The 26810-nt window shown below is 69.8% G+C and carries 23 protein-coding genes and 1 tRNA gene; 7 read left to right on the forward strand and 17 right to left on the reverse strand.

Going from position 1 to position 26810, the window contains the following annotated elements:
• Positions 1–64: 64 nt before the first annotated feature.
• From NKG96_RS06770 to NKG96_RS06780, 3 genes are read right to left on the reverse strand one after another with little or no spacing between them, the layout of a single operon-like run.
• Positions 65–1948: a S9 family peptidase gene (locus NKG96_RS06770; RefSeq protein ID WP_254537756.1), complete on the reverse strand. Its 1884-nt coding sequence runs from the start codon at positions 1946–1948 to the stop codon at positions 65–67.
• 48 nt (positions 1949–1996) lie between these two features.
• The gene (locus NKG96_RS06775; RefSeq protein ID WP_254537757.1) at positions 1997–2491 is read right to left on the reverse strand and encodes an FAD synthase family protein; all 495 of its coding nucleotides are present in this window, start codon (positions 2489–2491) and stop codon (positions 1997–1999) included.
• Positions 2488–3015, reverse strand: a complete 528-nt coding sequence (locus NKG96_RS06780) for a Mov34/MPN/PAD-1 family protein (protein WP_254537758.1) — start codon at positions 3013–3015, stop codon at positions 2488–2490. Before NKG96_RS06780 ends, NKG96_RS06775 begins: the two co-directional genes overlap by 4 nt.
• A 108-nt stretch (positions 3016–3123) precedes the next feature.
• Between NKG96_RS06780 and han the strand changes: the two genes are divergently transcribed.
• Positions 3124–5019 (forward strand): Hef-associated nuclease, encoded by a 1896-nt coding sequence (gene han, locus NKG96_RS06785; RefSeq protein ID WP_254537759.1) that lies wholly within the window; start codon positions 3124–3126, stop codon positions 5017–5019.
• Positions 5020–5058: 39 nt separating this feature from the next.
• Here the strand turns inward: han and NKG96_RS06790 are convergent, their stop codons facing one another.
• The 3 genes from NKG96_RS06790 to NKG96_RS06800 form a co-directional block, all read right to left on the reverse strand.
• Positions 5059–6738 carry a phospholipase D-like domain-containing protein gene (locus NKG96_RS06790; RefSeq protein WP_254537760.1) on the reverse strand — a complete coding sequence of 560 codons (1680 nt, stop codon included), beginning with the start codon at positions 6736–6738 and terminating at the stop codon, positions 5059–5061.
• Between the two features lie 86 nt (positions 6739–6824).
• Positions 6825–8141 carry a HEAT repeat domain-containing protein gene (locus NKG96_RS06795; RefSeq protein WP_254537761.1) on the reverse strand — a complete coding sequence of 439 codons (1317 nt, stop codon included), beginning with the start codon at positions 8139–8141 and terminating at the stop codon, positions 6825–6827.
• A 39-nt stretch (positions 8142–8180) separates the two neighbouring features.
• On the reverse strand, positions 8181–8927 hold the full coding sequence (locus NKG96_RS06800; protein WP_254537762.1) for a protein sorting system archaetidylserine synthase: 747 nt from the start codon (positions 8925–8927) through the stop codon (positions 8181–8183).
• Between the two features lie 108 nt (positions 8928–9035).
• On the opposite strand from NKG96_RS06800, the gene NKG96_RS06805 reads away from it, so the two are divergent.
• The gene (locus NKG96_RS06805) at positions 9036–9446 is read left to right on the forward strand and encodes a cupredoxin domain-containing protein (RefSeq protein WP_254537763.1); all 411 of its coding nucleotides are present in this window, start codon (positions 9036–9038) and stop codon (positions 9444–9446) included.
• Positions 9447–9521: 75 nt separating this feature from the next.
• On the opposite strand, the gene NKG96_RS06810 is transcribed toward NKG96_RS06805, so the two are convergent.
• From NKG96_RS06810 to NKG96_RS06825, 4 genes are read right to left on the reverse strand one after another with little or no spacing between them, the layout of a single operon-like run.
• A complete protein-coding gene (locus tag NKG96_RS06810; protein WP_254537764.1) occupies positions 9522–10157 on the reverse strand; it encodes a 30S ribosomal protein S3ae in 636 nt (211 codons plus the stop codon).
• Positions 10150–10446 (reverse strand): KEOPS complex subunit Pcc1, encoded by a 297-nt coding sequence (locus NKG96_RS06815; protein ID WP_254537765.1) that lies wholly within the window; start codon positions 10444–10446, stop codon positions 10150–10152. Before NKG96_RS06815 ends, NKG96_RS06810 begins: the two co-directional genes overlap by 8 nt.
• Entirely contained in the window at positions 10443–11588 is a 1146-nt protein-coding gene (locus NKG96_RS06820; RefSeq protein WP_254537766.1) for a hypothetical protein, read from the reverse strand. Before NKG96_RS06820 ends, NKG96_RS06815 begins: the two co-directional genes overlap by 4 nt.
• A 3-nt stretch (positions 11589–11591) precedes the next feature.
• On the reverse strand, positions 11592–12056 hold the full coding sequence (locus NKG96_RS06825; RefSeq protein WP_254537767.1) for a 30S ribosomal protein S15: 465 nt from the start codon (positions 12054–12056) through the stop codon (positions 11592–11594).
• 278 nt (positions 12057–12334) lie between these two features.
• On the opposite strand from NKG96_RS06825, the gene NKG96_RS06830 reads away from it, so the two are divergent.
• A tRNA-Ala gene (locus NKG96_RS06830) sits at positions 12335–12406 on the forward strand.
• Positions 12407–12704: 298 nt separating this feature from the next.
• On the opposite strand, the gene NKG96_RS06835 is transcribed toward NKG96_RS06830, so the two are convergent.
• The 3 genes from NKG96_RS06835 to NKG96_RS06845 are packed head-to-tail and all read right to left on the reverse strand — an operon-like array spanning position 12705 to position 13294.
• Entirely contained in the window at positions 12705–12845 is a 141-nt protein-coding gene (locus tag NKG96_RS06835) for a DUF7563 family protein (RefSeq protein WP_254537768.1), read from the reverse strand.
• Positions 12846–12849: 4 nt separating this feature from the next.
• Complete coding sequence (locus NKG96_RS06840) at positions 12850–13059, reverse strand: DUF7576 family protein (protein ID WP_254537769.1); 210 nt, start codon at positions 13057–13059, stop codon at positions 12850–12852.
• Positions 13052–13294, reverse strand: coding sequence for a HalOD1 output domain-containing protein (locus NKG96_RS06845; protein WP_254537770.1), 243 nt, complete (start codon positions 13292–13294; stop codon positions 13052–13054). The genes NKG96_RS06840 and NKG96_RS06845 overlap by 8 nt, the downstream gene beginning before the upstream one ends.
• Positions 13295–13666: 372 nt before the next feature.
• Here NKG96_RS06845 and NKG96_RS06850 point away from each other — a divergent pair, with 372 nt between their 5' ends.
• Positions 13667–16084 carry an MEDS domain-containing protein gene (locus NKG96_RS06850; protein WP_254537771.1) on the forward strand — a complete coding sequence of 806 codons (2418 nt, stop codon included), beginning with the start codon at positions 13667–13669 and terminating at the stop codon, positions 16082–16084.
• A gap of 10 nt (positions 16085–16094) precedes the next feature.
• On the opposite strand, the gene NKG96_RS06855 is transcribed toward NKG96_RS06850, so the two are convergent.
• Genes NKG96_RS06855 through glpA form a run of 3 tightly spaced genes read right to left on the reverse strand, consistent with a single transcriptional unit; the run spans position 16095 to position 20413 of the window.
• Entirely contained in the window at positions 16095–17468 is a 1374-nt protein-coding gene (locus tag NKG96_RS06855) for an anaerobic glycerol-3-phosphate dehydrogenase subunit C (RefSeq protein WP_254537772.1), read from the reverse strand.
• Positions 17465–18721, reverse strand: a complete 1257-nt coding sequence (glpB, locus tag NKG96_RS06860; RefSeq protein WP_254537773.1) for a glycerol-3-phosphate dehydrogenase subunit GlpB — start codon at positions 18719–18721, stop codon at positions 17465–17467. Before glpB ends, NKG96_RS06855 begins: the two co-directional genes overlap by 4 nt.
• A 3-nt stretch (positions 18722–18724) precedes the next feature.
• The gene (glpA, locus tag NKG96_RS06865; RefSeq protein WP_256558114.1) at positions 18725–20413 is read right to left on the reverse strand and encodes an anaerobic glycerol-3-phosphate dehydrogenase subunit GlpA; all 1689 of its coding nucleotides are present in this window, start codon (positions 20411–20413) and stop codon (positions 18725–18727) included.
• A gap of 310 nt (positions 20414–20723) precedes the next feature.
• Between glpA and NKG96_RS06870 the strand changes: the two genes are divergently transcribed.
• Together NKG96_RS06870 and NKG96_RS06875 are read left to right on the forward strand one after the other, a co-directional pair.
• On the forward strand, positions 20724–21485 hold the full coding sequence (locus NKG96_RS06870; protein ID WP_254537774.1) for a response regulator: 762 nt from the start codon (positions 20724–20726) through the stop codon (positions 21483–21485).
• Between the two features lie 9 nt (positions 21486–21494).
• A complete protein-coding gene (locus tag NKG96_RS06875; RefSeq protein ID WP_254537775.1) occupies positions 21495–24599 on the forward strand; it encodes a PAS domain S-box protein in 3105 nt (1034 codons plus the stop codon).
• Between the two features lie 90 nt (positions 24600–24689).
• Here NKG96_RS06875 and NKG96_RS21240 read toward each other — a convergent pair whose 3' ends face one another.
• On the reverse strand, positions 24690–24791 hold the full coding sequence (locus tag NKG96_RS21240) for a DUF7989 family protein (protein WP_497007240.1): 102 nt from the start codon (positions 24789–24791) through the stop codon (positions 24690–24692).
• Positions 24792–24937: 146 nt separating this feature from the next.
• Here NKG96_RS21240 and NKG96_RS06880 point away from each other — a divergent pair, with 146 nt between their 5' ends.
• Positions 24938–26503: a DUF7289 family protein gene (locus NKG96_RS06880; RefSeq protein WP_254537776.1), complete on the forward strand. Its 1566-nt coding sequence runs from the start codon at positions 24938–24940 to the stop codon at positions 26501–26503.
• Positions 26504–26810: the final 307 nt, after the last annotated feature.

Genomic DNA, 26810 nt, shown 5'->3' on the forward strand with positions numbered 1-26810 from the left:
AACCCCCGTCCCCGTGGCAGTATCTGCGGGCGACCGGTCGCGGTGTCCGGGTCGGGTCCCGGCGTCACTCCCCGCCCGTCGGGACGGGCAGTCGCTCGGCGAGGTACTCCGCGAGCAGGCGGTACGAGCGGGTCTTCTGGTCGATGTCCGAGGAGCCGTGGCCCTGTTCGCCCAGTTCCTCGTAGGCGAAGTCCTCGCCCGCGACCCAGCCCCGGTCTTCGAGGGCCTCGCGGAAGCGCCGGGCCTGCGAGACGGGACAGCGCGGGTCGTTGACGCCGTGGATGACGAAGATGGGCGCGGTCATGTCTCCGACGTGGGTGACGGGCGAGCGCTCGCGCCAGAGGTCCGCGTTCTCCTCGGGGTCGCCCATCTGCTCTTCGAGGGTGGCCTTGAAGTGCGGCATCGACTCCTCGTAGAGGAGGGGGAGGTCGGTGATGCCGACGTTGGCGACGCCCGTCGCCCACGGCTCGGGGTGCATCGTGAGCTGACAGTACGCCGAGTAGCCGCCGTAGGAGCCGCCGAAGACGGCGATTCGGTCGGCGTCGACACCGTCCCGTCCCGCGAGCCAGCGCGCCCCCTCGCGGATGTCGACCTGTTCCATCCCGCCCCAGTCGCCGTGGATGCGGTTCTTGAACTCGCGCCCGCGGCCGATTGAGCCCCGGTAGTTGGGCTGGAAGACGGTGTAGCCCCGCGAGACGAGGAACTGCGCGTAGGGGTCGAACGAGCGCAGGGCGGCGCCGTGTGGCCCGCCGTGGACCATCACGACGGCGGGGACGGACTCCGGTGGGTCGTCGGAGTCGTACGCCGGCCCCCCGCGGGCGTCGTAGTGGAGCGCCTCGACGTCGAGGCCGTCCGTCGACTCGTAGGTGACGAACTCGCAGTCGACGAAGGCCCCGGGGTCGATGGCGCCATACTCCGCCTCGACGAGCGGCTCGTACTCGTCGGTCGAGAGGTCGTAGCGGAGGAGTTCGGCCCGCGTCGCCGGGGTGGACTGACTCAGGAGGACGGTGCCGTCGCCGACGACGGGTTCGTCTCCGGGGAAGGCGGCGACGCCCGTGGGCGCGTCGAGTTCCCGACCCTCGCTCGCCCCGTCAGTGTCGAACACGACAGGCACGACGGCGGACTCGCGGAACCTGATACCGAGGAACCCGTCGCCCGCGAACGCGACGGGTCGCTCCTCGTACTCCTCGGTCCCGAACCACTCGACGGTGTCCGCGTCGAGGTCGTAGACGCCCACGCGGTCGGTGTCGGGGGAGTTGTCCCCGACAAGCAGTCGAGCGCCATCCGCCGACCAGTCGGCGACGGAGGCCTCCGCGCCCGCCTCGCCGATGTCGAGGCGGCGGGCGTCGGAGCCGTCTCGACCGGCCAGCGGCCGGTCGTCCGTCGAGCGCGACTCGACGCTCGCGAGATACACGTCGCGGTTCTCCCGGTCTGCGGACTCGTTGGTCACGTAGGCGATTCGCTCGCCGTCCGGGGCGACTTCGGCCGCCCACACCGGCTGGTCGTACGCCGTCACCTGCTCGCGCTCGCCCGACGCGCGGTCCAGTCGGTGCAGGTCGTAGCGCCCGCCGTCCGTGCTGGTGAAGTAGAGCCAGCGGCCGTCGTCGGTCACGCCCTGTAGCGTGTTCTGTCCGTCGCTCTCGACCAGTGCCTCGGTGGTGCCGTCGAGGTCCATCCGGTGGACGTCGGTCTGTTCGTCGCCGCCCTCGTTGCTGTGGAAGAGGACGCCCGCCCCGTCGGCGTCCCACGCGATGCCGTGGCGGGCGTCGCGGGGGACGGTCCCGTCGCTGACCCGCGTGCGTTCGCCCGACGCGAGGTCCTGGACGTACAGTTCGTTTCGCCCGGAGCCGTCGTAGTAGAACGCGACTCGCTGCCCGTCCGGCGAGACGGTGGGATGATAGAACGACGGGAGGCTGGCGAGGGCTTCGAGCGGGTACTGCTCCGACATGCCACGACGTGCGTGGACGGCCCCCTTAGGCGTTACCGGGTGCCGCCCTCACTCCCCGGGCGGGCAGCGCTCCTCGCAGATGCGGTCGATGATGGCGCCCGTCGAGTACAGTTCGCCCTCGAAGTTCGGCTCCCGACCCGAGGCCCGGCGCACCTCGCAGTCGATGCCGCGTTCGGCGAGGGCGCCCTCGATGGCCGCCTCGTCGTGGTGCTGGTCGTGGCCGAGGAGGATGACGTCGGGGCGGATGGCCTCGATGGGGACGAAGATGTCCTCCAGGTGGCCGAGGTGGGCGTCGTGGACGCAGTCGAGGGCGGCCACCATGTCACGGCGCTGGCGGTCCGCGAGGACGGGTTTGGGCTTGTGGGTGACGTTCTCCCGCCGGGCGACGATGACGTGGAGTTCGCCCAACTGGGCGGCCTCGCGGAGGTAGTGGAGGTGGCCCGGATGCAACAGGTCGAAGGTGCCCTGCGCGACGACGCGCCGCGTCTCCGGGTCCACCGCCTCGACGTCCGGACCGTCCGCGGCGGACTCGTCCCCGTTCATGGGCCCTCCCGTTCCCACCCGCGGTCGTGGGGGGACTCGGATTCGAGTTCCTCGTCGATGTCTTCCTGGGTGAAGTCGAAGAAGCGCTCCTGTGGGTCCTCGAGGCCGACCGAGAGCACGTCGAGGTCACGGGGCTCCCCCTCGCGGTCGAACGCCCGCCAGTCGTCGCGGCCGTAGGGCGCGCCGACGATGATGTGGACCTTCCCGGAGCCGAAGGTGGCGAGGTCGGCGTCGCTCGGGCGCAGGACGCCGTTGGGATGGGAGTGGACCGACCCGGCCGCACGGAGGTCGTTGGGGACCATGCTCGTCTTGACCGTGGCGCTGACAGGGTTCGATTCGGTGCCGGGGATAACCAGCACGTCGGTGATGACCGTCCCCTCCTCGTCGAGGCCCAGCGAGCGGGCGTCCTCGCCGCGCAGGAGGCCCATGTACTCGTTGGGGTGGGTCCGGGCGGAGGCCTCGATGACGAACTCGAGGGTCGCCTCGGCGATGCCGAGGACCTCGCCGGAACGGAACAGCCGCATGTGTTGGGAGAGTCGCGGTTTCCATCTAAGGGTTCCGGAACCGCGGGGCGGGCCCCCGGCGGGACTGCTTGCCAAAAGTTAAAAACGGGCGGGACCGAGAGTTGGCAAATGTCTCCATCGCATGCCGGAAGTTCCGGCACGGTCTCTACTACCACGGTCTACGACCTCGCTCCCGACTGCACAACAGAGTCGGTCGACGTCGGTGAACACTACCACGCCGCGGTCAACGGCGTCGTCCCCTACGGCGTCTTCGTGGACGTCTCGGACCACGTCTCCGGACTCGTCCACGAGTCGGTCCTGCAGGGCGAGTACGGCGTGGGCGACTCGCTCATCGTCCGCCTCGACGAGGTGCGCGAGAACGGCGACCTCAGCTTCAGCGAGGCCACCCTCGAGGACTACCAGACCGAGGCGATATCCGACGAGAGCGACGTCACCGTCGACGCCCTCGCCGACCATCAGGGCGGGACCGTGCGGCTGACGGGTGAAATCGTCCAGATCCGACAGACGGGCGGCCCGACCATCTTCCAGGTCCGCGACGAGACGGGCATCGCCCCCAGCGCGGCCTTCGAGGAGGCAGGCGTCCGCACGTACCCCGAGTTCGACGTCGGCGACCTCGTCACCCTCGTCGGCGAGGCGGAGAAACACGACGGTTCGGTGCAGGTCGAAGTCGAGTCGATGTCCCCCGTCGACGACCCCGGGGCCGTCCGCGAACGCCTCGACGCCGCCCTCGACGAGGCCGCCGAACCGCACGACGTCGCCCCCCTCGTCGAGTGGGAGGCCTTCGAGCCGGTCTTCGAGGACCTCCGGACCGTGGCGAAGGCCCTCCGCCGGGCCGTCCTCGACGGCAGACCAATCCGGATGCGCCACCACGCGGACGGCGACGGAATGTGCGCCAGCGTCCCCCTCCAGCACGCGCTGGAACGCTACATCGAGAGCGTCCACGCGGACGTCGGCGCCCCGCGCCACCACCTCCGTCGCCTCCCGTCGAAGGCCCCCTTCTACGAGATGGAGGACGTCACGCGCGACCTGAACTACGCGCTGGAAGACGAGGAGCGCCACGGCCAGAAACTCCCCCTCCTCCTGATGCTCGACAACGGGTCGACCGAGGAGGACACGCCCGCCTACCGCACCCTCGCGGAGTACGACATCCCCATCGTCGTTGTCGACCACCACCACCCCGACCCCGAGGCGGTCGAACCCCTCGTGGCCGAACACGTCAACCCGTACCTCCACGGCGAGGACTACCGCATCACCACGGGGATGATGTGCGTCGAACTCGCGCGGATGATCGACCCCGACATCACCGACGAGGTACGCCACGTCCCCGCCGTCGCGGGCCTCTGTGACCGCTCGCGCGCCGAGGTCATGGACGACTACCTCGCGCTGGCCGCCGAGGAGGGCTACGACGAGGACGCCCTCGACGACGTCGGCGAGGCCCTCGACTACCTCGCCTTCCGCCTGCGCTACAACGACGGCACCGACCTCGTCAACGACGTGCTGAACGTCGCCTGCGACGACAGGGAGCGCCACGAGGAACTCGTCGAGTTCCTCGCCACGCGTGCCGAACGCGACCGGGACCGCCAACTCGACGTCACCCTCCCGCACCTGGAAGCGGAGACGCTCGACAACGGGGCGAACCTCTATCGAATCGACGTGGAGAACCACGCCCACCGCTTTACCTACCCCGCACCGGGGAAGACGACCGGCGCGGTCCACGACCACAAGGTCCGCGAGCACGACGGCGACCCCGTCATCACCATCGGCTACGGCCCGGACTTCGCCGTCCTCCGCTCGGACGGCGTCCGACTGGACATCCCCGAGATGGTGACGGAACTGACCGACGAGCATCCCGGCGCGGGCGTCAGCGGCGGCGGCCACCTCGTCGTCGGGTCCATCAAGTTCGTCCCCGGCAAGCGCGAGGCGGTCCTCGACGCCCTCGTCGAGAAGATGAGCGAGGCCGAAATCGACGAGGACCTGCGCTCGACACTCCTGCGCGACGACTGATAGCCGCCTTCGCCTTTCGGCCCGCGTCGCTCCTCCGACTCACGTTCCGCCCTCGAACTCGATGCCCCTGGCCAGTGCCATCGCCCCGAGGCCGGCGACGCCGAGGGCACCGACCAGTCCGACCGGGACGCCCCCGGGTGGCCCCGCATCGTTACCCTTCCAGTCGGCCGCGAACACGTCACCGTAGTACCCCGCCACAGCCTCGCCGGTCAGTACGAGGACCACCTCGCGGTTCTCGCGGGCGCTGTGGGCGTTGAAGTTCAGACTCCCGACGACGGCGTGACGGTCGTCGACGACGAGGCCCTTCGCGTGGACCTTCCCGAAGCGCTCGCCGGGCACGGCGAGTCGGACCGTCAGCGGGAGGTCCTCCCGGTCGGCCAGTGCGTTCAGACGGTCGGCCAGCGCCCGGTTGTCCTCGCGGACGTACCACGCCCCCGAGAGCAGGATTCGGGTCTCGACGCCGCGGCGGGCGGCACGAACCAGCGCCCGGGTGAACGGGCCGTCCGGCCCGCCGAGGGACACCTGTAGCACGTCCAGCGACCGGTTCGCGCCGTCGACGAGGCCGACCACGCCCGACTCGGCGTTGTCCGGGGCGACCAGCAGGCGGACGGACTCCGCCCGGACCCGTTCGGGCGGGTGGCGCGTCTGGAACGTCCCGTTCGCCGCCCGCTCGCGGACGAACGACCGGCCGCGACGGAACTTGGCCCAGCGAACGGCGTCGCGCCACCTCCAGTCGACGCGGAAGGTGTCCGCCAGTCCCTCGGCGACGGTCGGGTCGTCCACCACCGCGCCCCACCCGCGACTGGACCGCCCGCCGACGCCCGACGGTTTCCAGTTCTCCGTCAGCACGAGCGCCCGGTTGTCGGCGACGGCGTACTTCGCGTGGTGGAAGCGGTAGCGCGCCCACGGCCCGCCGACCGCGCGGACCTCGACACCGGCCGCGACGAGTCGGTCGAGGACGGCCGCCTGCCGGGTCGTCGTCCCGCCGACGGGACTCCCCTCCACCAGCACCCGGACGGCGACCCCCCGGTCGTGGGCGGCGACGAGGGCGTCCGCGACTCGCTCCGAAGAGAAGGTATAGCCGGCGAGGAGGAGTCGCTCCTCCGCGGACTCGACGGTCCGGAGGGGTACCCCGGGCGCGTCGGGGAGGACGAACGCCTCGACGCTCGCCGGCCCGCTCTCCACGACGGGGCGGTCAGTCGAACCGATGGGTCGCCACGTCCACCGGGGATGCGCTCCGGGAGCGGTCGTCCGCGCGTACACCTCCCCTTCGGGGGCGTCCTCGTAGCGGGCGGTCGAGACGGTGGTGTCGCCTCGGCGCAGTCGGACCGTCTCGCCCCCGTTGGCGAGGTCGAGTGGGGTCGGGAGGCTGGTGACGGGAGTGTCGGTCAGATTCCCGACCCGGTCGGGAGCGGCCGACAGGACGACCCTCCCCGTCTCGGCAGTTCGGTTCGGGAGGGAGACGCACCGCTCGCCGTCGCAGAGGCGGTAGTCGCCCAGTTCCGCACCTCCACGAACGTCGAGGACGACGAACTCGCCGCGGTCATCGGTCGCGTGTGGGTTGGGGTACAGGCCGACGAGGGTCGGTGCCGGGGTGGATAGGGCCGACCCGTCGGCGGGCACCCCGGCGGCCGAAGCGTCGAGCGCCGTGGCCCCGCCCGCGACGGGGCCACAGAGCAACAGCGTCAGGAGTGCGACGGTGAGGACCCTGTGGGACACACGGCGGGGTGGTCCCGTCCTCGGGTAAAAAGGTCAGGAGACGCCCGGTGTCGGACTCGGGGGTGAGGTCCGTGGAACGTCCGGACTCAGGCCGTCGCCTCGGGCTCGGGTTCGTCGGAGCCGAGGGCGTCACGGGCCTTCCGCGCCTCGTTCTGGACGATAAACGAGCGGTCGTCGTCGTACTCGGCGGCGGTCTCCAGGGCCTTCTCGGTCCCGATCTGGTTGAGCGCCCACGCGGCGCTGGTGCGGACGGAGTCGTCCTCGTCGTCCGCGAGCAGGTTCGCGAGGGGGTCGACGGCGCGCGTGTCGCCGATGAGACCGAGCGCGCGGGCCGCGTTCGTCCGCACCTCGGGTTCCTCGGCGACGAGGCGGTCGGCGACGGCCTGCGTGGCCTCGTCGTCGCCGATCTCGCCGATGGTCTGGAGGGTCACCCGCTGGAGCGCGGGGTCGGAGTCGCCGTCGATGTACGGCAGGAGCGTCTCCAGCGCGCGCGGGTCGCCGATCTTCCCGAGGACCTTGATGGGCTCCTTGTTGCGCTTCTGGGCGCGGGCGTTCATCTCGTCGAACGCCTCGGGCGCGCCCAGTCGTCGGAGCGCGGCGATGCAGTTCTCCTGCATGAAGTCGGAGGTCAGGTTGTCGAGGGCCAGCAGGATGCGCTCGGCGTTGCGCTCGGACTCCGCGATGCGGACGACGCTCAGTTCCGGCGGGAAGTCCTTCCGGGTCTTGCCGGTCAACTGGTCGTAGAACCCCTGGTAGTCGAGTTGTTCGACGACGGTGAGGTCGGACCACTCCTGGGCGTCGTCGAGGTCCGACTGGAGGGTCTCGGCGGCTTCGAGGAGCGTCGCGATGGTCTCGGCGTCCTCGTCGGCGTCGTAGCCCGCGCTCTCGATGGCTCCTGCGGCGTCCTCGAGGGCGGCGGCGTGGTCCTCCAGGTCCTCGGGCGCGGTGCCGTCGAAGCCCACGTCCTGGTCGACCGTCTCGTCGGCCGTCTCGAGGAAGTCCTCGACGGCGGCGCGGACCTCGACCTCGCCGGTGTCGGTCCAGCGCGTGTCACGGACGGTTCCGGCGGCCTCCGTCACCAGTTCGGCGACGTCCTCGGCGTACGGGCCGCGCCGGTCCTCGATGGTCGCGCGGACCTCCTCGATGCGGTCCTCGAGGTCGCCGCGCGGGTCCTCCTCGTCGTCCTCCTCGGCCTCGGGGAGGGTCTCGACGCGGCGTTCGATGGACTCGACCTGCGACTCCACCTCGTCCAGGTCGTCCTCGGTCTCGGCGTCCTCCAGTTCGGCCTCGACCTCGTCGAGTTGCGAGTCGAGTTCCTCTGGCGAGGCCGCCGGTTCCGTGGACTCGGCCTCGTCGGCCGACTCCTCGGGCGTCTCCTCGGGTTCGTCATCCCCGTCGCTCATGTGGGAGACTCCGGCAGTGCGAGTCAAGAGCGTTTCCTTTCAGGTGCCCTCGCCGGGACCGTGCGTCTCCGCCCGCGACCGGTCGGCGGGTCCCGACTCGGACCGGGTCGGGACGTCCCGCCAGTAGAACCGCGGCCCGAGGACGAGGTAGCCGAGTGCGCCCGCGAGGAGGATTCGGGGGAACGCACGCCCGAGGACGCCCGGGACGGCGACGGCGAGGACCTGCACCGCACCCATCACGAGGGCGTCGCGGGCGTAGAGGTCGGGGTACTCGACGCTCGTCACCATCAGGTAGGCGAACACGCCCGTCAGACCGAGCAGGACGGTCGGGTTCGTCACGCCCGCGAGGTAGAGCGCGGCGAGGACCGTCGCGGCGAGCGTCGTGGGGACTCCGACCGTGACGGGTCCCGCCGGGTCGTGGATGGTGTACATCCCGAGGCGGACGACGCCCATCGCGACGAACAGCGCGGGTACCGCGACGGCGGCGACGACGGCGGGCGGGGCGGCCCCCCACGCGTCCGCGGCGACGGCGAAGACGAACAGCGCGGGCGCGACGCAGAAGGAGGCCACGTCCGCCAGTGCGTCGAGATACGGACCGATTTCGGTGCCCCCCGTCTCGCGGGCGAGAACTCCGTCCAGACCGTCGGCGACGGCGGCGAGCAAGACGAGTCGCGCCGCGAGTCCCGGGTCGACGAGGACGGCCGCGGCGGCGGCGAAGCCGAGTGCGGCGTTCGCCACGGTCACCGCGTCGGCGGGACCGAGTCGCCCGACGAACCGGGGCATCATGTGTCGGCACTCGGACGACGGCGGGTTAGGTCGTTTCGGTTCGGGACTTCGAACTGACGGGAGTGGAGAATCGCGGCGGCTATACGTCCGACCCGACTACGCGCACGCATGAAGCGGCGAACGTTCCTCGCGACGGCCGCCGGCCTCTCCACCGTCTCGCTCGCTGGATGTATCGGGAGTAGCCTCTCGGCGAGTCAGTACGACGTCGGGATGGAGACCAACGCCTTCCGGCCCGAACAGTACACCGTCGAGGTGGGCGACGCCGTCGTCTGGGGCAACAGCGGATCGCGCCCGCACACCGTAACTGCGTTCCAAGACGGCCTCCCCGAGGGTGCGTCGTACTTCGCCTCCGGCGGCTACGACTCCCAGCAGGCGGCGGACGACGCATGGCCCAACGGCGGCGGCATCCAGCCCGGCGAGACGTACGAACACGTCTTCGAGGTGGCCGGGACGTACAACTACTACTGCATCCCCCACCTGCGCGGCGGGATGGTCGGCAGCATCACCGTCGAGGAGTAGTCCGACCGCTCCGAGTCGCGCCGCTCGGGCGCGGCGGACGTGAAGAAAGCTGCCGTGGTGCGGCGTGTGGCCGAATCAGACCTCGGCGTCTTCCTCGTCGACGTCGACGCTGGTCTCCTCCTCCTCGGCGACCTCGTCGGGTCGCGCTTCGAGGGAGAGCTTCTGAATCTCGACGCGGCGCAGCGGGTAGATGGTCTTCGCCTCGCCGTAGATGGCCGACGAGAGGCGGCCCTCGACGACGCTGTCGACGAGGTCGGCGAAGGACCGCTCCTCTGCGGCCTCCTCGACGATCTCCGTCATCAGCTTGCGGATGGCGCGCTCCTGGCTGTGGTCGGCCTTCTTCGTCGTGAAGGCGACGGGCTGGACCTGCACGCGGTAGTCGTCGGTCGTCAGGACGGTGACGAACGACTCGACCTTCGAGGAGCCGCGGCGCACGAGGCTGCGGAGGTAGTCGCGGGTCAGCGCGTGCTCTACGAACTCCGTGTACGCCGAGTCCGAGCCCACGTCGTTGATCTTGAACGTGAGTTTCGTGCTGTTCTCGCCGGCGTCGTCCTTCAGGTCGCCGAGCGTCGTTTCGATGGTTCGGCCGTAGACCTGTTCGGGGTCGTTGGCCGTGGTCTCACCGAGTTCGGCCCGGTCGAACTGCTCGGGCGCGAGCACGGTGTACCAGCGTTTCTCCTGTTTTCGTCGTGAGACTGATCGTTCACTCATGGTTGGTGTCTGTGTCGGTCAACTGCTGTGCTACTTGCAAATTCGTGACGTAGTCGTCGGCCGTCGAGCGCAGGCCGCCGGTCGTCTCGCGCGTGATAGCCGCCGTGACGGTGTCGCCGTCGACGGCGACGCGCATCTCGGCGGTGTTGTCCGGCGCGAGGGCGTCGGCGACGGCCCGTGCCGTCTCGGGGTCCGCGAACGACGTGCGGACGGTGGCCCGGCGCTCGCCCGCCGCGGGCGGCGTCGGGTCCGTGCCTGCGTCGGGGGTCGACTCCGGGCCGGACGTCATAGCGCCCCCCGGACCGCCGCGACGAAGGCGTCCGTCTCGCTGGCGTCTACGCGTGCGGTCGCTCGCTCACCGCGAGCGACGGCCGTCCCGCCGACGGCGGTGGCCGCCTCGCGGGCCAGCGTCGAGACGTCGCGGTCCGCCGCGCACGCGACGTGCGTCGTGGACTCGTCGTCCCCGGTGTCGCCGTCGTCGGCGCTCTCGTCCTCCCGAGCCTCGACGGCGAGGACGACCGGTTCCGGCGACCGGAAGTCCCGGAGCAGTCGGGCGGCCGTCTCCAGTGCGCCGGGTGCGGCGTCGACGTGCGCCACGACACAGCCGTCGTGGCGGGCGAGGGTCGCATCGCGGACGGCGGCGTGGGCGGCGACGGCGTGGTCGCGCCACGCGTCGAGGGCGGCCTCGCGGTACGTCTCGGGCGTCCCGAGGACGAGCGCGACGCCGGTTCCCGGCCGCTCCCGGGCGACGGCGTCCAGCACGTCCGCGTACCCTTCGAGGGTGGTGAACGGCCCGTCGAGCGGATGCGCGCCGAGCGCTCTCTCGACTGCCTCGGCGGCCCGGGGCGGCGCCTCGTCGCTCTCGACTGCGGCCAGCGCCAGCAGCGAGGCGAGCGTCCGACCGTCGCGGTCGACACCGGCCAGTGCCGAGGCGGCCGCCTCGGGGTCCCCCGAGAACGCCGCGTGCGCGAACGTGGTGTGCGCGAGGCCCTCTGCGACGTCGTCGGTCGGCACGCCGAGACCGGGCGCGGACTCGATACCCGCGGCCTCCAGCACGTCGGCGTGCGTCCCGGGGATGTCGCCCGCGGCCACGGCACCCGCGAGCGCGAGCACCGGGTCGGGCGCGGCGTCGAGTTGCTCGGCCGTCGCGTGGGCGGTGATCGAGAGCGGGGGGGCGACCGAGCAGTCGCCTCCCGCGTGGCCGACGGTCACGGTGAGGTCGGCCTCCGTGGTCGGGTCGGGGTGCCGGGTGACGCTCGCGTGGAACGCGACGCCGTGGCTGGCGAGCGCGTCGGCGAGCAGTCCCGTCGCCGCGAGGGCGTCGCCGTCGGGCGTCGCGAGCAGGCGAACGAACTCGCTGTCGCGACACCGGTCGGCGACGCTGGCGGCGGTGGCGTCCGGCTCCGATTCCGACTCACGGGCGGCCGACATCCCTTATTCGAGGAGCCGCTGTGCGGCGGCGTAGGAGTACTTGAAGTCCTCGGCGAGGACGTCGCCGCGGTAGTAGTCCACTAGCCGGCGGACCTTCGACTCCGTGTTCTGGAGCGCGCGCTTGTTCTGACTGTCGCCGGGGTGCTCCTCCATGTGTTCGCGGAGGCGGACGGCCCGGGCCAGCAGGTTGCGGAGGTCCTCGGGGAGGTCCTCGCCGGCGTCGTGCTCGTCGAGAATCTCGGTGACCTTCTTGCCCGTCGCGAGCTTCACGTTCGGGACCGGCGTGCCCTGAACGCCCTCGTCGCGCAACTTCATGCCGATCTGGCTCGGGTCGTGGCCCTGCTCTGCCAGTTCGACGACGCGCTCTTCGACGGCGCCGCTGTCTACGTCGCTCCACTCCGGTGGTTCGTCTGCCGCGGGGCGGTCCGAACCGGACGACCCTCGACGGCGGGTGTGCATTCGTGCCATAGCTAGGATTGGAACCGCACGAACCGCTGCGGGCCTGTCGGCCCAGTGCACTTCCGCACTCCCAGAGCCGCGGGGTGGGGCGGAGCCCCGAAACGAGTCACCCGCGGCGATGTCGGATATGCGGCCGTACTGTTCCCACCGAACGCTGGGGCCGAGGCGCACAAAACGGTTACTATGTGGTCGATAGATTTCGCGGAGAGCCCCGGACGGCACGCCCTCGCACGGCCCCCGTCGCTTCGATGGGGTTAAGTGAGGGGATTGGGTAGAGAGGGTTGCGAGGGCTCGTAGATCAGTGGTAGATCACTCCCTTGGCATGGGAGAGGCCCCGGGTTCAAATCCCGGCGAGTCCACTTCCTTTCGTTCGCTTCGCTCACTTCGGTCAGTGGACTCGCCTGAGTCCCGTTCGCTGACGCTCACGTGACTCCCGGCGAGTCCATCGGGTTTTCCGACGAACCACCTTGCGAGCACCGCGGAGCGTGTGCTCGCCACCTCGTGAGTCGGAAATCGATAACGCGAGACGGGGAACCCCAGTCGCTCACTCTGTTCGCTCCCTGCTTCAAATCCCGGCGAGTCTACTGACGTTCTCACGGGCACGATACGAGCGAGCGCCAGCGAGACGCACGGCGTCTCGTTTTCCAACGGCGCGCGTCACTTCCGCTGCTCGGAGACCTCCGCGATTCCGGCGGTCGCCGAGCAGTTTGGGCAGGCGAACACCCGCCCGTCGGCGTCACTGAACACCGTCACGAACCGCTGCGAGACGTGCGCGTCGCAGTGTCCACACTTCGGCATCGCGTCAGTCCTCCTCCACCCTCGCGCTGGTGGTCCCCGCCCCGTCCCGGTCGGCGGCCGTGACCCAGAGACGCAGACACGTCTGGGTGCAGAACGAACGGAGCGTGGTACCGCCCTCGTTCCACGACGTGTGAACGGGGTACCAGACGTCCTTCTCCAGCGGACGGTGACATCGAGCGCACTCGTCGAGCCACGAGTCCGGGCCCTCACCCATCGACGACCTCGGCCGTGACGAGTCCCGTCGACGACACCGTCACGTACAGCGGTTCGTAGGGGAACCCGACCTCGACGCGCGATTCGGCGTTCCGGAGGAGGGTGACTAGAGCGTCGAGGTCGACCGCGGAACCGAGCGGTTCCATGGTCAGCGCGCTCTCGTTCAGGAGCGAGGCGACGAACTCGGCGAGGACGGCCCCGACTGCGTCCTCCTCCTCGAAGAGGGCTGGCGCCACGCGCAAGCGTTCTACCGGCCCGTCGGTATCGTACCTCTCCGTGCGGTCGATGGTGCCGACGGAGTCTCGCGGTTCGGGTGCGTCCGTGTCCCCTCCGAACCCAGAAGGGAACCGGCGAGAACGGGGGTAGCTTCGAGAGCGAAGTTCCATTGGCTAGAGAGACGTCCCGTCCTTGGTCTCGCTTTACCCTCTCCTCATCGGCCCCGGCGGACGGGTGCCTATCAGCATAGGTTCGAGCACGGCAGGGGGACGAATCCACTCGGTACCGGACGTCCGTTCTCGTGTCCCCCCAACTATTTGTATCTGGAACAGGAACACATAAGATATTCGCGCAGCTCACGTGATGTCTTACCAGATCCCCTCTTCGTGGCCATGAACGGGTCGGGGGAAGAGACGGCACCCCACGACTCGCAGACGTCTCCCAGCGGACCCACCAACCACCTCGCACTGGTCTTCGAGACCCCTCGAGAGCAACTCGCGGGGGTCATCCCGTTCGTCAGAGCGGGGCTCAACCGGGGTGAACGCGTCATGTACGTCGCCCACGAGACGCCCCGTGACTCGCTTCTCACGTCGTTTCGGGAAGCGGGCATCGACGTCGACGCGGCACTCGAGGCGGATGACCTCAGCGTCCACTCGACCGACGAGCAGTACGACGGGGGGACGTTCGACCCCGACGCGATGATATCGTTCCTCGACGAGACGGCGCGCGCCGCCGTCCACGACGACGGGTACGATGGATTGCGCATCACCGGCGAGATGACGTGGGCGCTGGAGGCCGACGAGTCGACGCTCGCTCACCTGGTGGAGTACGAGGGCAAGCTCAACGACTTCTACCCGGACAAGCCGGTCGTCGGGCTCTGCCAGTACGACCGCACGCGCTTCCCCGGGGAGTTGCTCCACGACATCATCCGGGCGCACCCCCACCAGGTGTACGACGCGACGGTCACGCAGAACCTCTCGTATCTTCCGCCCGACGAGTTCTTCGCGACCGAACGGGGCTCGGTCGACGCGGCAGACGTCGTCGACCTCCACCTCGACCGTCTCAGGACCCAGAGCCAGCGCGACCACCACAAGGAGACGCTCTCGACGCTCGCCGAGTCGAGTCACCAGTTCCTGTCGGGTGACGCCGACGCCGTCCTCGAGCGGGCGGTGAAGACGATCGGTACCGTGGCGTCACCCTCGCTGGTCGCCGGGTTCGTCTACGACGACGCGACGGACTCGCTCGAAGCGAACACCGTCTGGACTCCCCAGAGCGTCGACACGGACGATGTCTCGTTGCCCGACCGCTATCGAGAGGCCCTCTGGGAGGCGTACGTCGCGGGAGAGGATATCGTCGTGTCGAACAGTCAGCCGTCCGAGCGACTGCCTGCACTGGACGTGGTGCTCCAGAGCGGTGTGGTGTCACCACTCGGTCGACACGGCGTCCTGTTCGTCGCGTCGACACGGGCCACAGCGTTCGACGAGGCGGCGGTCGAAGCCATCCAGACCGTCGCCCACTCGGCGGTGGCCGGCCTCGACCGCGTGGAGAACGAACGGGACCTCGCCGAGCAGAACGCGCAGCTTCAGCAGCTCGACCGCATCAACCGGACGATTCGCCGCATCGACCAGGCGCTCGTTCGTGCCACGAGTCGCGCAGAGATCGAAGAAGCCGTCTGCTCCCTGCTGGCCGGGGCCGACTCCTACGAGTTCGCCTGGATCGGTGGCACGGACCCACTCACCGGTCGCGTTCGACCGCGAGAGTGGGCGGGGTCGGGGGTGGCGTATCTCGACGAACTGTATCCGGAACCGGGGGACGACGACCGGAGCGAAGGGGGAGCGACGACCGGGACGAACGACGTTCCGACGCCGACGCGCGTTGCGCTCGACCAGAACGAGCCACAGTACGTCCCGAACGCTCTCACCGTCGTCGGGTTCGACGAGTGGCGACGGGTCGCGCTCGAGAACGGACACAAGTCCGTGCTGAGTGTCCCACTCGTCCACGAGAAGGGCCACCCGGAGGGCGTGTTGAACGTCTACCAGGCGACGCCCAACGGGATGAACCAGATGGAGCGGACCGTCTTGCAGGAACTCGGGGCGACGATCGCCTACGCCATCGACGCGACCGAGACGAAAGCGAGCCTCCGGACGAACCGCGTGACCGAGGTCAGCTATCGGTTGGCCGCCGAGAACAACCCGTTGCATCAGTTCGCGGCCCGCCTCGACAGCGAGGTCGACGTCAAGACGATCGTGCCGATGGACGGAGATTCGGTTCGGCTCTTTCTCACCGTCCCCGGGAACGACGCCGACGAGGTCCTCGCGGTCGGCGAACGCGCCAACAGCATCTCGTCGATTCGCCGAATCTCCGACCGGGAGGGGGCGTCGCTGTTCGAAGCCATCCTCGACGAGGACCACGTGATTCCACCGACCGTTCGGGCATTCAACGGGGTGGTGACGGAGGTGGCGGCGACGCCCGACGCCGTGACGGTCGTCGTCGACCTCCCGGCGAGTGCCAACGTCCGTGCGTTCGCCGACGAACTCGTCGCGGAGCAGTCGACGGCGTCCGTCGAGTCGATTCGCCGCGTCGAACAGCCACTTCAGACGCGCGAGTCGTTCTACAGCTCCGTCGAGGACCGACTGACGGAGCGCCAGTTGGAGGCGCTGCGGCTCGCGTACCACAACGGCTACTTCGAGTGGCCCCGGGAGAGCACGGCGACGGAGGTGGCGACGGCGATGGGGGTCGCACAGCCGACGTTCACGGGCCACCTCCGGGTCGGCGAGCGGAAGGTGTTCGAACTCCTGTTCGAGGACTGACTACTACTGTTCACTCCACCAGTGCCGCCTCCAGCACCTCCAGCGGGTGGCAAATCTCGTAGCCGGTCCCGTGGTTCATCTGCATGGCGCAGGTGGGGCACTCGGTCATTCCCGTCTCGCCTTCGGCGGCCTCCATGTGCTCGAACATCTCCTCGCCGATCGCCATCGAGGTGTCGTAGTTCTCGGTCTTCCACCCGTAGGTCCCCGAGATTCCCGAACAGGAGTCGCCCACGTCCTCGACGTCCACCCCCCGGAGGTCGTCGAACAGTTCGACGGCCTGCCGTTCGAGGCCTTGGTTGCGGGCGTGACAGGGCGCGTGGTACGCGAGGTCCGGGAACTCGACGTCCGCGGCGGCGACGTCCCCGCGCAGGTCCTCGTGGATGCGCAGGAACTCCAGGGCCTCGTAGGTGTGGGCGGCCACCTCCTCCGTGCCCTCGAAGTCGAACAGTTCGGGGTACTCCTGTCGGAGCGCCATCGAACAGGAGGTACACGAGCAGACCACGTCGTAGCCGCGTTCGACGAGGGCGTGGAACGTCTCGACGTTGAACCGGGCGGCCCGGCGGGCGTCGTCCAGCATCCCGTTGGCGAACATCGGCGTGCCCGAACAGCGCTGATCGGGGACAGCCACCTCGTAGCCGTACGACTCGAAGACCCGGACCATCGCCTTCGCGACGTGGGGCGTGTTGAAGTTCGAGTAGTCGCCGTGGAAGTATGCCACCTTCCTGTCGGCGTCCTCGGGGAGGTCCCGTCGCGTGCGCGCCCGCCTCGCCCGGCGGCGCGACCCGGCGTCGCCGCCCCGGTCGTCCCACCACTCGCGGAACGTCTCGTCCGCGAACTCGGGGAACTCGCGTTCGGCCGTGACGCCGAACAGGCGGTCGTTCAGGTAGCGGGTGACCCGCGACCCCATCACGAGGTTCGTGAGGCGGGGGACCTTCGACCCGAGGCGGGCGAGGATGCCGTAGTTCGACAGCACGCGGTTGCGCCAGTACTTCAGCGAGCGCTTGCTGACGTGGCGTTCGACGTACTCGGCGCGGGCGGTGTTGTGCATCTGCGAGAGGGGCACCCCGGAGGGACAGGCGTCGTCACAGCGCATGCAGTTCGAGCACTTCGACACCGAGGGGTCGATGTCGTGGTCGCCCTGTCGCTTGAGTCGCCACTGCTCCGGCCCCTGAAACTTCGGGCCGGGGAACTCGTCGTCCACCTCGGCGACGGGACAGGAGACGTCACACGACGAGCACTTGTAGCAGTTGTCCGACCCCGGCCGGAGGTCCGGTTCGCCGCCGGCCAGCGACCCCGGGTCCCCGAAGACGTAGGTCCAGTCGTCCGTCGTTTCCCCGTCCGCACTCGCGTCGTCCGCGTTCGTGTTCGTGTCTGGTGTGCTCATGTCGCCTCCTCGCCGGCCAGTCGGCCGGCGGTGTATCCCGTCGCCAGCGAGACGCCGCTGCCGGACTTCTCGGCGGCGATGTCGGCTCCGCCAACGACGCCGCCCGCGGCCCGCAGGTTCGCGTACTCCACCGCGCCCGTCGCGTCCAGCGGTCGGGCCTCGTCGTCCACGACGACGCCGAACCGGGCGAACGCGTGGTCGCCGTAGGCCGCCGCCGCCGACCAGTCGTAGCGGTCCTCCGGGTGCGGGACGTGACAGTCGAACACCCGTTCGCGGACCGCCCCACGGCCCGACCCGATGCCCTTCCCGACCAGTCCGCCCGTCGCGAGGACGTACTGGGCGGCGGCGTAGGGCACTGCCGTGTGGACGTGTTCGACCGTCACCGTCTCGATGCGCCCGTCCTCGCTCGTCGCGTCCACGACGGGGGTGCCCGTCTCGATGCGCACGCCCGCCTCGTCGAGGGCGCGGTACAACTGGTCGGCCAGTCGCATCCCCGGCAGGGAGGGCGGCCCCATCGGCACCTCGAAGACGGCTGCGTCAAGGGCGTCCGAGAGGTCACGCCGAACCGCCGGCCCCTCGTCGTGCCCCAGTATCGCGGGGAAGCCGACCCGTTCGGCCCCGCCGAGGTGGGGTTTCACCGACTCGACGAGCGCCGACAGCGCGTCCGACTCGCCCTCGACGCCCTCGTCCAGTACGTCCGCGTAGCGCGTCACCGTCGCGTCCGCCCGCAGGTCGGCGGGGAACGGGAGCGTGACGCCTCGGACGTCGAACGGGACGCCCGCCCGGTCGAGGTGGGCCGCCGCCCGCGGCGCGTCGAAGTCCGTGAGCGTCTCGAAGCCCACGAGCACGGTGTCGTCGGGAGCGCTCGCCAGTCCCGGCGCGACCGACTCGGGGTACCGGGCGGTGGGTTTGACCGACCCGCCGTGGGTGGGCACGAGAGCGTTCGCGTCGGTGTGTGCCCCGAGATAGCCCTCGACCACCTCGTCGAACAGGCCGAGGCCCGCCCGGAGGGCGTCCACACCGAGCGTCCGATACGGGTGTCCCTCGGGGAGGTCTCTCACGGCGCCGAACGGGTCGGCGACGAGGCTCCCATCGACGGCGCCGAGGGCGTCGACGAGTCCGGTCGCCTGCCGGAGCGTGCTCTCCTTGTGGGAGACGAGTCGCACCCGCGCGCCCTCGCGCGCGGCGGCGAGAGCGGCCGTCGCGCCCGCGAGTCCGCCCCCGACGACGAGGACGTCGTCCTCGATGGCCACGGGCTACCGCCCCCCGTCGGTGGCCGGTCGCTCCCCGGCGTCGAAGTCCCCCCACGCCACGTCGGTCCCGACGGGGTCCGCGTCCCGGTTCATCGTCGTCGCCTGCAGGGTGTACTTGAGTGCCGCCTGCGAGAGCTGTTCGCCCCACAGGGCGTGGCGCTCGCCCTTCCAGCGCTCCTCGACGAGTTCCGAGAGCGCGTCGTCCACCGTCGGTTCGTCGTGTGCGGGGTACAGTTCGCTCGCCATCCGGTGACAGCAGAACGCGCCCTGACAGTTGCCCATCGACGCCCGCGTGCGGAGGCGGACGGCGTTGAGGTCGGTCCCCGACTGGGCGGCGGCGTCGCGCACCTCGGCGCGCGAGACGGCCTCGCACGAACAGAGGACGGGGTTCGGGTCGCACGACGAGAGGACGGCCTCAGTGCGCGACCCGAGACGCTGGGAGGACCGCCGGGCGACGGGCGAGCGCAGGCCGAAGCGGCGCATCGCGTCGTCTAAGACCTCGTGGTCCTCGCTCCCGGGGAGGGGTTCGTCGGCGGTCCGGCAGTCGGCGCGCACGCCGAAGCGCTCGCAGACGTGGTCCGCGATGCGTTCGGCCATCATCCGGTAGGTGGTGAGTTTCCCGCCGACGATGCTCGTCATGCCGGGCAGGTCGTCGCGGCCGTCGTGGTCGAGGAGGAAGAAGTCCCGCGTGATGTCCGTCGGGTCCGCGCTGCCCACCTCGGGGGGTTCGTACAGGGGGCGGACGCCCCAGAACGACCGGATGGTCCGCGCGTCTTCGAGTATGGGGACGAGTTTCGACAGTTCGTCGATCATCAGGTCCACCTCCCACCCCTCCTCGGGGTAGTCCTCGGGGTCCGTGACCTCCTCGTCGGTCGTGCCGAGGATGCAGGCCGTCTCGTGGGGAACGATGATGTCGGCGTCCCCCTTCGGCCGACAGCGGTTGACGACGGTGTCGACCTGCCGGGTGTTCATCACGGTCATCACGCCCTTCGAGGGGCGCACCTCGATGTCCACGCCCGCGAGGTCACCGAGTCGCCCGGCCCACGCGCCCGTCGCGTTGACGACGTGGTCGGCGTCGATTCGCTCGGTTTCCCCCGCCTTCCCGTGGGTCCGCGACCCCGGCCCGGACTCGTGGCGAACCGTCACCCCGACGACTTCGCCCGCCTCGATGCGCACGTCGGTCACCTCGGCGTGCGTCTCGATGCGCGCCCCGTGGCGTTCGGCGTCGACGGCGTTGGCCACGCAGAGGCGGAACGGGTCGATGGCGGCGTCGGGGACGTGGATGGCCCGGTCCACGTCCGGCGCGAGGTGCGGTTCGAGGTCGCGGGCCTCCTCGCCGGAGAGCACCTCGGCGGGGATGTCGCAGGCGCGACAGCCCGCGAGTTTCTCCTCGAAGTACTCGTCGGTGTCCTCGGGGCGTTTGACGAACAGGCCGCCGGTCTCCTCGACGCAGTGGCTCGCGACGTCGCGAAGGACGTAGTTCTCCTCGATGCACTCGCGGGCGGACTTGCGGTCGGAGACGGCGTACCGCCCCCCGGAGTGGAGGAGGCCGTGCATCCGGCCGGTCGTCCCGTGGGTGAGGTTGCCCTTCTCCACGAGCGTCACGTCGAGACCGCGCATCGCCAGGTCGCGCGCGATGCCCGTCCCCGTCGACCCCCCGCCGACGACGACCACGTGGGCTGGTGCGTTCACGTCGCTCGGGTCTCCGGGGGGAGGCCACTTCACCCTTCACTCACGCAATCGGACATCTGCGCGGGCACGGCGGCGTCGCGGGTGACGGCCCGGGGTGCGCGTGGCCCGCTTCGCCCCGACTCGTCCCGCGCTGGACGGTACCGGCCATCACTATCTTTCCCCGCAGGATAAATCGGATAATTAACCGTTTGGTTAAGCGTATGGAACGTCGATATACGCACGTACGACGGAACGTGGTGGGGGACAGACACGTCTGCGCCGACGGGGGCGAGTCGGCGGTCGTCCGCCACCGCTCCGATGTAGAGGAACCATGAAACAGCACGACTACGGTGGCGACCACATCCCGAGCGACGAACTCTTCGCGGCACTCGCCGACCGGAACCGGCGGAAGGTCCTGTTCCACCTCCGACAGAACCGGCTCGCGACTACCGAAGAACTGGCCGCCATCGCGGCCGAGGACGACGAAACGACGACCCGCGACCACCTCCTCGACGACCACCTCCCCATGCTGGAGGACATCGGTCTCGTCTCCTACGACCGGTTCGCGGACCAGGTCGAACTGACCGCCAACCCCGACGAGGTGGGGGCGTGGCTCGACCTCGCGATGCGCCGTGACCTGAAGACCGCCCAGCGAGCGACGAACGTCCCCCGTCCGACGGCGACCAGGCCGCGACCGGAGTCGGACGACGACCGCATCCACGTCCTGCTGGTCGACGACTCGATGGACTTCGTGAGCGCGATGGGCGACCTCCTCGAACGCGAACACGACGACCTCTCGGTCGCGACGGCGACCAGCGCCCCCGACGCGTTCACCGTCCTGAAGAGTGAACCCGTCGACTGCGTGGTGAGCGACTACAAGATGCCCGGCATCGACGGCATCGAGTTCCTCGACGCCGTCGGCGAGGAGTACCCCGACGTCTCGTTCATCCTCCTGACGAACAAGGGGAGCGAGCAGGCGGCGGGCGAGGCCATCGCCATCGGGGCCAGCGACTTCGTCCGCAAGGAGACGACGCCCGAGGGGTACGACCGACTCGCCCGGTCCATCCGCGACGCGGTGGCCGGAGACGAGTAACCCCGGGCGATGGCCGAGCAGAACGCCTCCGACGCGAATCGCGGGGCTGACCGGCCGGGAGCGGACGCGATTCGCCTCCTCTACGTCGACGACGACCCCGCGTACCTCGACACCGCGCGGGCCTTCCTCGAACGCGAGTACGCCGACGTGGTCGTCGACGCGGTCACCGACGCCGCCACCGCTCTCGACCGACTCGACGGCGCCGACTGCGTGGTGAGCGACTACGAGATGCCCGGGATGGACGGCATCGAGTTCCTCCGGGCGGTCCGTGTCAGGGACCCGACGCTCCCGTTCGTGCTGTTCACGGGGCGCGGCGGGGCGACCGTCGAACGGGCCGCCCGCGAGGCCGGAGCGACCGACTACCTCCGGAAGGGCGGGGGCACGGCGGCGCTCGAGACGCTCGGCCAGCGACTCCGCGAGGCCGTCGCCAGCGCCCGGGTCAGGACGACTGGCCCGTCTCCGGGAGACGGCGAGACACGACCGGGCGGCGGCTTCTATCGCACCCTCGTCGAGCAGAATCTCGTCGGCATCTACCTCATCCAGAACGACCGGTTCCGGTACGTCAACCCCCGGCTCGCGGAACTGTTCGGCTACGAGCAGTCCGAACTGCTGGACGGTATCTCGCCCGCGGACCTCGTCTCCGAGTCCTACCGCGACGTCGTCAGGAGCCGGCTCCGCGACCGCCTCGAAGGGCGGGTTTCCGACGCCCAGTACGTCTTCGAGGGACTCCGCAAGGACGGGTCGACGCTCTTCGTGGAGGTCCACGGGAGCTACGTCGAGTACGAGGGCGCCCCCGCCGTCCTCGGGTCGCTCATCGACGTGACCGAACGCGAGGAGCGCCGCGAGGAACTGCTCCGCTACCGGGAGATGCTCGAGGCCATCGGCGACGGCCTCTACCTCCTCGACCTCGATGGCCGCCTCATCGACTGCAACGCCGCCGTCGAGAGCATCACGGGCTACGACCGGACGACCCTCCTCGGCGAACACGTCTCGCTGGTCCTCGACGGCACGGAGGTCGAGCGTATCGAGACGGTCATCCACGACCTGATGGAGAGCGGGGCGACCCACCGGGTCACCCAGACGCAGGTCGTCATCGTCCGCCGGGACGGCGAACGGGTCCCCTGTGAACTCACCCTCTCGTTCCTCCCGCGGGGTCCCGAGGGGAAACTGCGGGGCACCGTCGGCATCCTCCGGAACGTCTCCGAGCGCCGACAGCGCGAGCGCCGCTACGAGGCCATCTTCGACCAGACCTACCAGTTCACCGGGTTGCTCTCGCCCGACGGCACCCTGCTGGAGGCCAACGAGACGGCGCTCGCGTTCGGCGGCCTCACGCGCGAGGCCGTCGTCGGCAAGCCCATCTGGGAGACGGGATGGTTCGCGGACGACGACGCGACGCAGGCGATGTTGCGCGACCTGGTCGAGCAGGCCGCGGGCGGCGAGTTCGTCCGCCGCGAGGTCGAAGTCCACGGGCCGACCGACGTGGTGACGACCGACTTCTCCATCAAGCCGGTCACGGACGAGAACGGCGAGGTGGACCTGCTCATCCCGGAGGCGCGCGACATCACCGAGCGGGTCCGCATCGAACGGGAACTCCGCGAGAGCCGCCGGCAGTACTCCACGCTGCTCTCGAACCTGCCGGGGATGGCCTACCGCTGTACGAACGAACCCGACTGGCCGATGGAGTTCGTCAGCGACGGGAGCCGCGAACTCGCGGGCTACCCCCCGCGGGCCATCGAGGCCGGCGACCCGACGTGGGGGGAGGTCGTCCACCCCGACGACCGCGAGGCCGTCTGGGAGACCGTCCAGACCGCGCTCGACCGCCGACACCCGTTCGAACTGACCTATCGCATCCGAACGAGCGCGGGCGAGGTGCGCTGGGTCTGGGAGCAGGGACAGGGGGTGTTCGACGACGGCGAGGTCCGGGCGCTCGAGGGGTTCATCGCCGACATCACCCAGCGCCACCGGATGGAGCGGGAACTCCGGGCGGGCGAACGCGCCCTCCGTCGTCTCGCGGACGTCGCCTCGCGCATGGACCTCACGTTCGACGAGAAGCTCCCTCGCATCCTCGTCATCGGCTGTGAACGGCTGGGGATGGACAACGGGCACCTGACGCGGGTCAGCGAGGCCGCCGACGAACGGGAGGTGGTCGCCACCAGCGGCGACCACGAACTGACCCCGTCGGGGGTGACGTCCCTCTCGACGACGCCCTGCGCCCGGACGGTCGCCGCGCGCTCGGTCCACAGCGTCCACGACGCGGCCCGACTCACCGACGGAGGCGACCGATGGGGGTCGCTCGGGTCGTACATCGGCGTGCCGATGGTGACCGACGACGAGGTGGTCGGGACGCTCTGTTTCGTCAGCGACGCCCCCCGAGAGACGTTCAGCGACGCCGAACAGACGTTCGTGAGCCTGATGCTCCAGTGGATTCGTTTCGAGGTCGAACGCGAGACCCACGAGCGTCGGCTACGCCGTGAGAACGAGCGACTGGAGGACTTCGCGAGCATCGTCAGCCACGACCTGCGCAATCCGCTGGACGTCGTCTCGCTGAACCTCGACCTCGCCCGTCGCGACGAGGACCTCACCCGACTCGACGCCATCGAGCGGGCGACCCGGCGGATGAACGGCCTCATCGACGACCTGCTCACCCTCACCCGCCAGGGACGGGTCGTCGGCAAGACGACCCTCGTCGACCTGGAACGGGTCGCCCGAGCGGCCTGGGAGAGCGTCGACACCCGCGGGGCGACGCTGGAGATCGCCCCCGACGTCGGGTCGGTTCCGGCCGACGAGGCACGACTGCTCCGGGTCTTCGAGAACCTGTTTCGCAACGCGGTCGAACACGCCGGGGACGTGACCGTGCGGGTGGGACCGCTCTCCGGCGGGTTCTACGTCGAGGACGACGGGCCCGGCATTCCGCCCGAGGAGCGCGAGGCGGTGTTCGACCACGGCCACACCACCCGGCAGGGCGGCACCGGCCTCGGCCTCGCCATCGTCCGCGACATCGTCGAGGCCCACTCGTGGGCCGTCGCCGCCACCGAGGGCGAGACGGGCGGCGCGCGGTTCGAGGTGGTCGACGACCGGCCGTCGCTCCCGACGGGGGACGACGTGCTCGGGTGACGGACGCGCGACGGGAGCGCAGCGCGTCGAGAAGAGGAGGCGGTGCGGTCGCTCGGCGGTTCGGTGGTCCCGGAGAACTCGGCTCGTCGGTTACTCCTCGGGGTGCTTCTCCTCGCCTCGTTCCCAGACTCGGTCGACTCGCTCCCCGCTCGGGGGTGTGTGGCTCACGTCTTTCAGCGTCTCTCGGGCCATCGTGCGAAGTGATAGCAACGCTCGCTACTTAAGGCCTTCATGAGTGTGACAATGACACCTTAGAGAACCTTAATCGATTCCCGGGGCGGCGGCGAAATCCGTATAGCCGCTTGTTTTATGCTTACGGGAATATCACGTAATACGATATGAGTTCGCCGTCGGCGAGTGGACGGTCTATCGGGGCTGCGCGCGGGGAAGCGTCGGTCATCGGGGTCGTCCTGCTCCTCGGGTTGACGCTGCTCGGGACGACCGCGGTGGTGGCCCTCGGGTCGGTGGCACTGGAGGACACGCAACAGCGGTCCGAACTCCAGCGAGGGGAACATGCGATGGCACAGTTCGACTCGCGGGCCGCGCAGGTCGCACTGGGCGACAGTACCACGCAGACGGTGTCGTTCGCCGGCGGCAGGGGGGAGTACTCGACGGACCCGACGGCCGGCCGTATCACCATCACGCACGCCAACTACGACGGGGGAGTCGACAACGGGTCGACCGACGAGGACGAGGAGTTGTACTCCGGGACGCTCGGGACCGTCACCTACCGCAACGGCGACACCGTCATCGCCTACCAGGGCGGCGGCGTCTGGCGGAAGGCCGGGGCGGAGGGGACGCAGATGGTCTCCCCGCCCGAGTTCCACTACCGCGGGGGGACGCTGACCCTTCCCGTCATCCAAGTCACCGAGGGTGGCGGCGGCGCGGGCCAGGTGCGAGCCGTCGTCGAGAAGTCCGCGCCCGTCTCCGTGCAGTACCCCAACGGCACTGCCACCTACGACGACGGGACGCAAACCTACGGTAACCCGCTCTCGGAGGGGTACGTCGTCGTCACCATCGAGAGCGAGTTCTACGACGGGTGGGCGGAGTACTTCCGCGACCGGACTGACGGCAATGTCACCGAACACCCCGCCGACGAGAAGGTCACGCTGGAACTCACCACGAAGGGGTCGACTGGGAAGTTCTCGATGCCGAGCGACCAGAGCAACGGCGGCGGCGGCGTCCGCGTCCAGGGTATCGACGTGGGCCACGCGCTGACGGATTTCTCGTTCACCATCGAACCGAAGGGGGACCAGGAGTCGGGCTTCAACAACCTCCGCTGGTCGCTGTACACCGAGAGCGGCCAGCAGAAGTTCGAGATTGGACTCAGGAGCAACGGCAACGCGGACTGTGACGCCGTCGATGACACGACGAAGTCCGTCGACCTCAACGTCTACTACAGTGATGACGGACACTCCTCGTATCAGGCCTGGAGCGGGACGGCCCCCATCGACTGTAGTGTCGACGAGGACGGAGACGACGACCCGGAGGCGCGTATCACGCTTGACCTCGTGGACGCCGACACGGACGACCAGAACCTGACGTACAGCAAGGTCGATCCCAGTTCGCTCACCCACTACAAGAACGATTTCAGCAAGAACGACCTCCAGCCGATCGGTAACCTCAGTGACCACCCGGGTGCGGCTTCCGAAGGCAACCACGCCGTCCGGTCGTACGATCCGGCGGTTCCCGCCCTCGACACCGAAGTCATCGACTTCGTCGTCGCCCACTACTTCGCGGAACTCGGTCCCACGTTCGAACTCCGAATCGCGGACCAGCAGAGCGGCGGGGCCGCCGGGGTGGACGAGGACGCCTCCGGCGGAGTCATCGAGTACGACGGTGGCGACCGCGTCGTGACGTACCTCCACATCACGGAGAACGGCATCGCGGTCCGATTCGAGTAGCGCAGTTCCTCACCCAGTCTCCGGCTCGGGCCACCAGCCGAGGCTCGTCCCGCGGTCCCACCGTGACGACACCGGTCGTTCCAGCACCGACCTCTCACCTGGCGAGACACCGTCCCCTCCGCCGCTCGCCGCCGGCCCCGTGAGTCTCGGAGCGCCAGCGGGCCGTCCGCACCGACAGCCTCCTTCCCCCGCTCACCCCCGTCGCATCTCCGGCCGACCCGTGGCCGACACCGTTCGGCCGGTTCGTCACTTCGGGGGACGCAGTGGGCAGGTCCCACGTGCGTGCTCCGCGCTCTCCGCCGTCGGA

It is taken from the genome of Halomarina litorea (genome assembly GCF_024227715.1).
GTDB classification, from domain to species: Archaea; Halobacteriota; Halobacteria; order Halobacteriales; family Haloarculaceae; genus Halomarina; species Halomarina litorea.

Coding starts and splice junctions, on each gene's coding strand:
- NKG96_RS06770 (WP_254537756.1), bottom strand. CDS start 1,948: ATGTCGGAGCAGTACCCGCTCGAAGCCCTCGCCAGCCTCCCGTCGTTC.
- NKG96_RS06775 (WP_254537757.1), bottom strand. CDS start 2,491: ATGAACGGGGACGAGTCCGCCGCGGACGGTCCGGACGTCGAGGCGGTG.
- NKG96_RS06780 (WP_254537758.1), bottom strand. CDS start 3,015: ATGCGGCTGTTCCGTTCCGGCGAGGTCCTCGGCATCGCCGAGGCGACC.
- han (WP_254537759.1), top strand. CDS start 3,124: ATGTCTCCATCGCATGCCGGAAGTTCCGGCACGGTCTCTACTACCACG.
- NKG96_RS06795 (WP_254537761.1), bottom strand. CDS start 8,141: ATGAGCGACGGGGATGACGAACCCGAGGAGACGCCCGAGGAGTCGGCC.
- NKG96_RS06800 (WP_254537762.1), bottom strand. CDS start 8,927: ATGATGCCCCGGTTCGTCGGGCGACTCGGTCCCGCCGACGCGGTGACC.
- NKG96_RS06805 (WP_254537763.1), top strand. CDS start 9,036: ATGAAGCGGCGAACGTTCCTCGCGACGGCCGCCGGCCTCTCCACCGTC.
- NKG96_RS06810 (WP_254537764.1), bottom strand. CDS start 10,157: ATGAGTGAACGATCAGTCTCACGACGAAAACAGGAGAAACGCTGGTAC.
- NKG96_RS06815 (WP_254537765.1), bottom strand. CDS start 10,446: ATGACGTCCGGCCCGGAGTCGACCCCCGACGCAGGCACGGACCCGACG.
- NKG96_RS06820 (WP_254537766.1), bottom strand. CDS start 11,588: ATGTCGGCCGCCCGTGAGTCGGAATCGGAGCCGGACGCCACCGCCGCC.
- NKG96_RS06825 (WP_254537767.1), bottom strand. CDS start 12,056: ATGGCACGAATGCACACCCGCCGTCGAGGGTCGTCCGGTTCGGACCGC.
- NKG96_RS06835 (WP_254537768.1), bottom strand. CDS start 12,845: ATGCCGAAGTGTGGACACTGCGACGCGCACGTCTCGCAGCGGTTCGTG.
- NKG96_RS06840 (WP_254537769.1), bottom strand. CDS start 13,059: ATGGGTGAGGGCCCGGACTCGTGGCTCGACGAGTGCGCTCGATGTCAC.
- NKG96_RS06850 (WP_254537771.1), top strand. CDS start 13,667: ATGAACGGGTCGGGGGAAGAGACGGCACCCCACGACTCGCAGACGTCT.
- NKG96_RS06855 (WP_254537772.1), bottom strand. CDS start 17,468: ATGAGCACACCAGACACGAACACGAACGCGGACGACGCGAGTGCGGAC.
- NKG96_RS06870 (WP_254537774.1), top strand. CDS start 20,724: ATGAAACAGCACGACTACGGTGGCGACCACATCCCGAGCGACGAACTC.
- NKG96_RS06875 (WP_254537775.1), top strand. CDS start 21,495: ATGGCCGAGCAGAACGCCTCCGACGCGAATCGCGGGGCTGACCGGCCG.
- NKG96_RS21240 (WP_497007240.1), bottom strand. CDS start 24,791: ATGGCCCGAGAGACGCTGAAAGACGTGAGCCACACACCCCCGAGCGGG.
- NKG96_RS06880 (WP_254537776.1), top strand. CDS start 24,938: ATGAGTTCGCCGTCGGCGAGTGGACGGTCTATCGGGGCTGCGCGCGGG.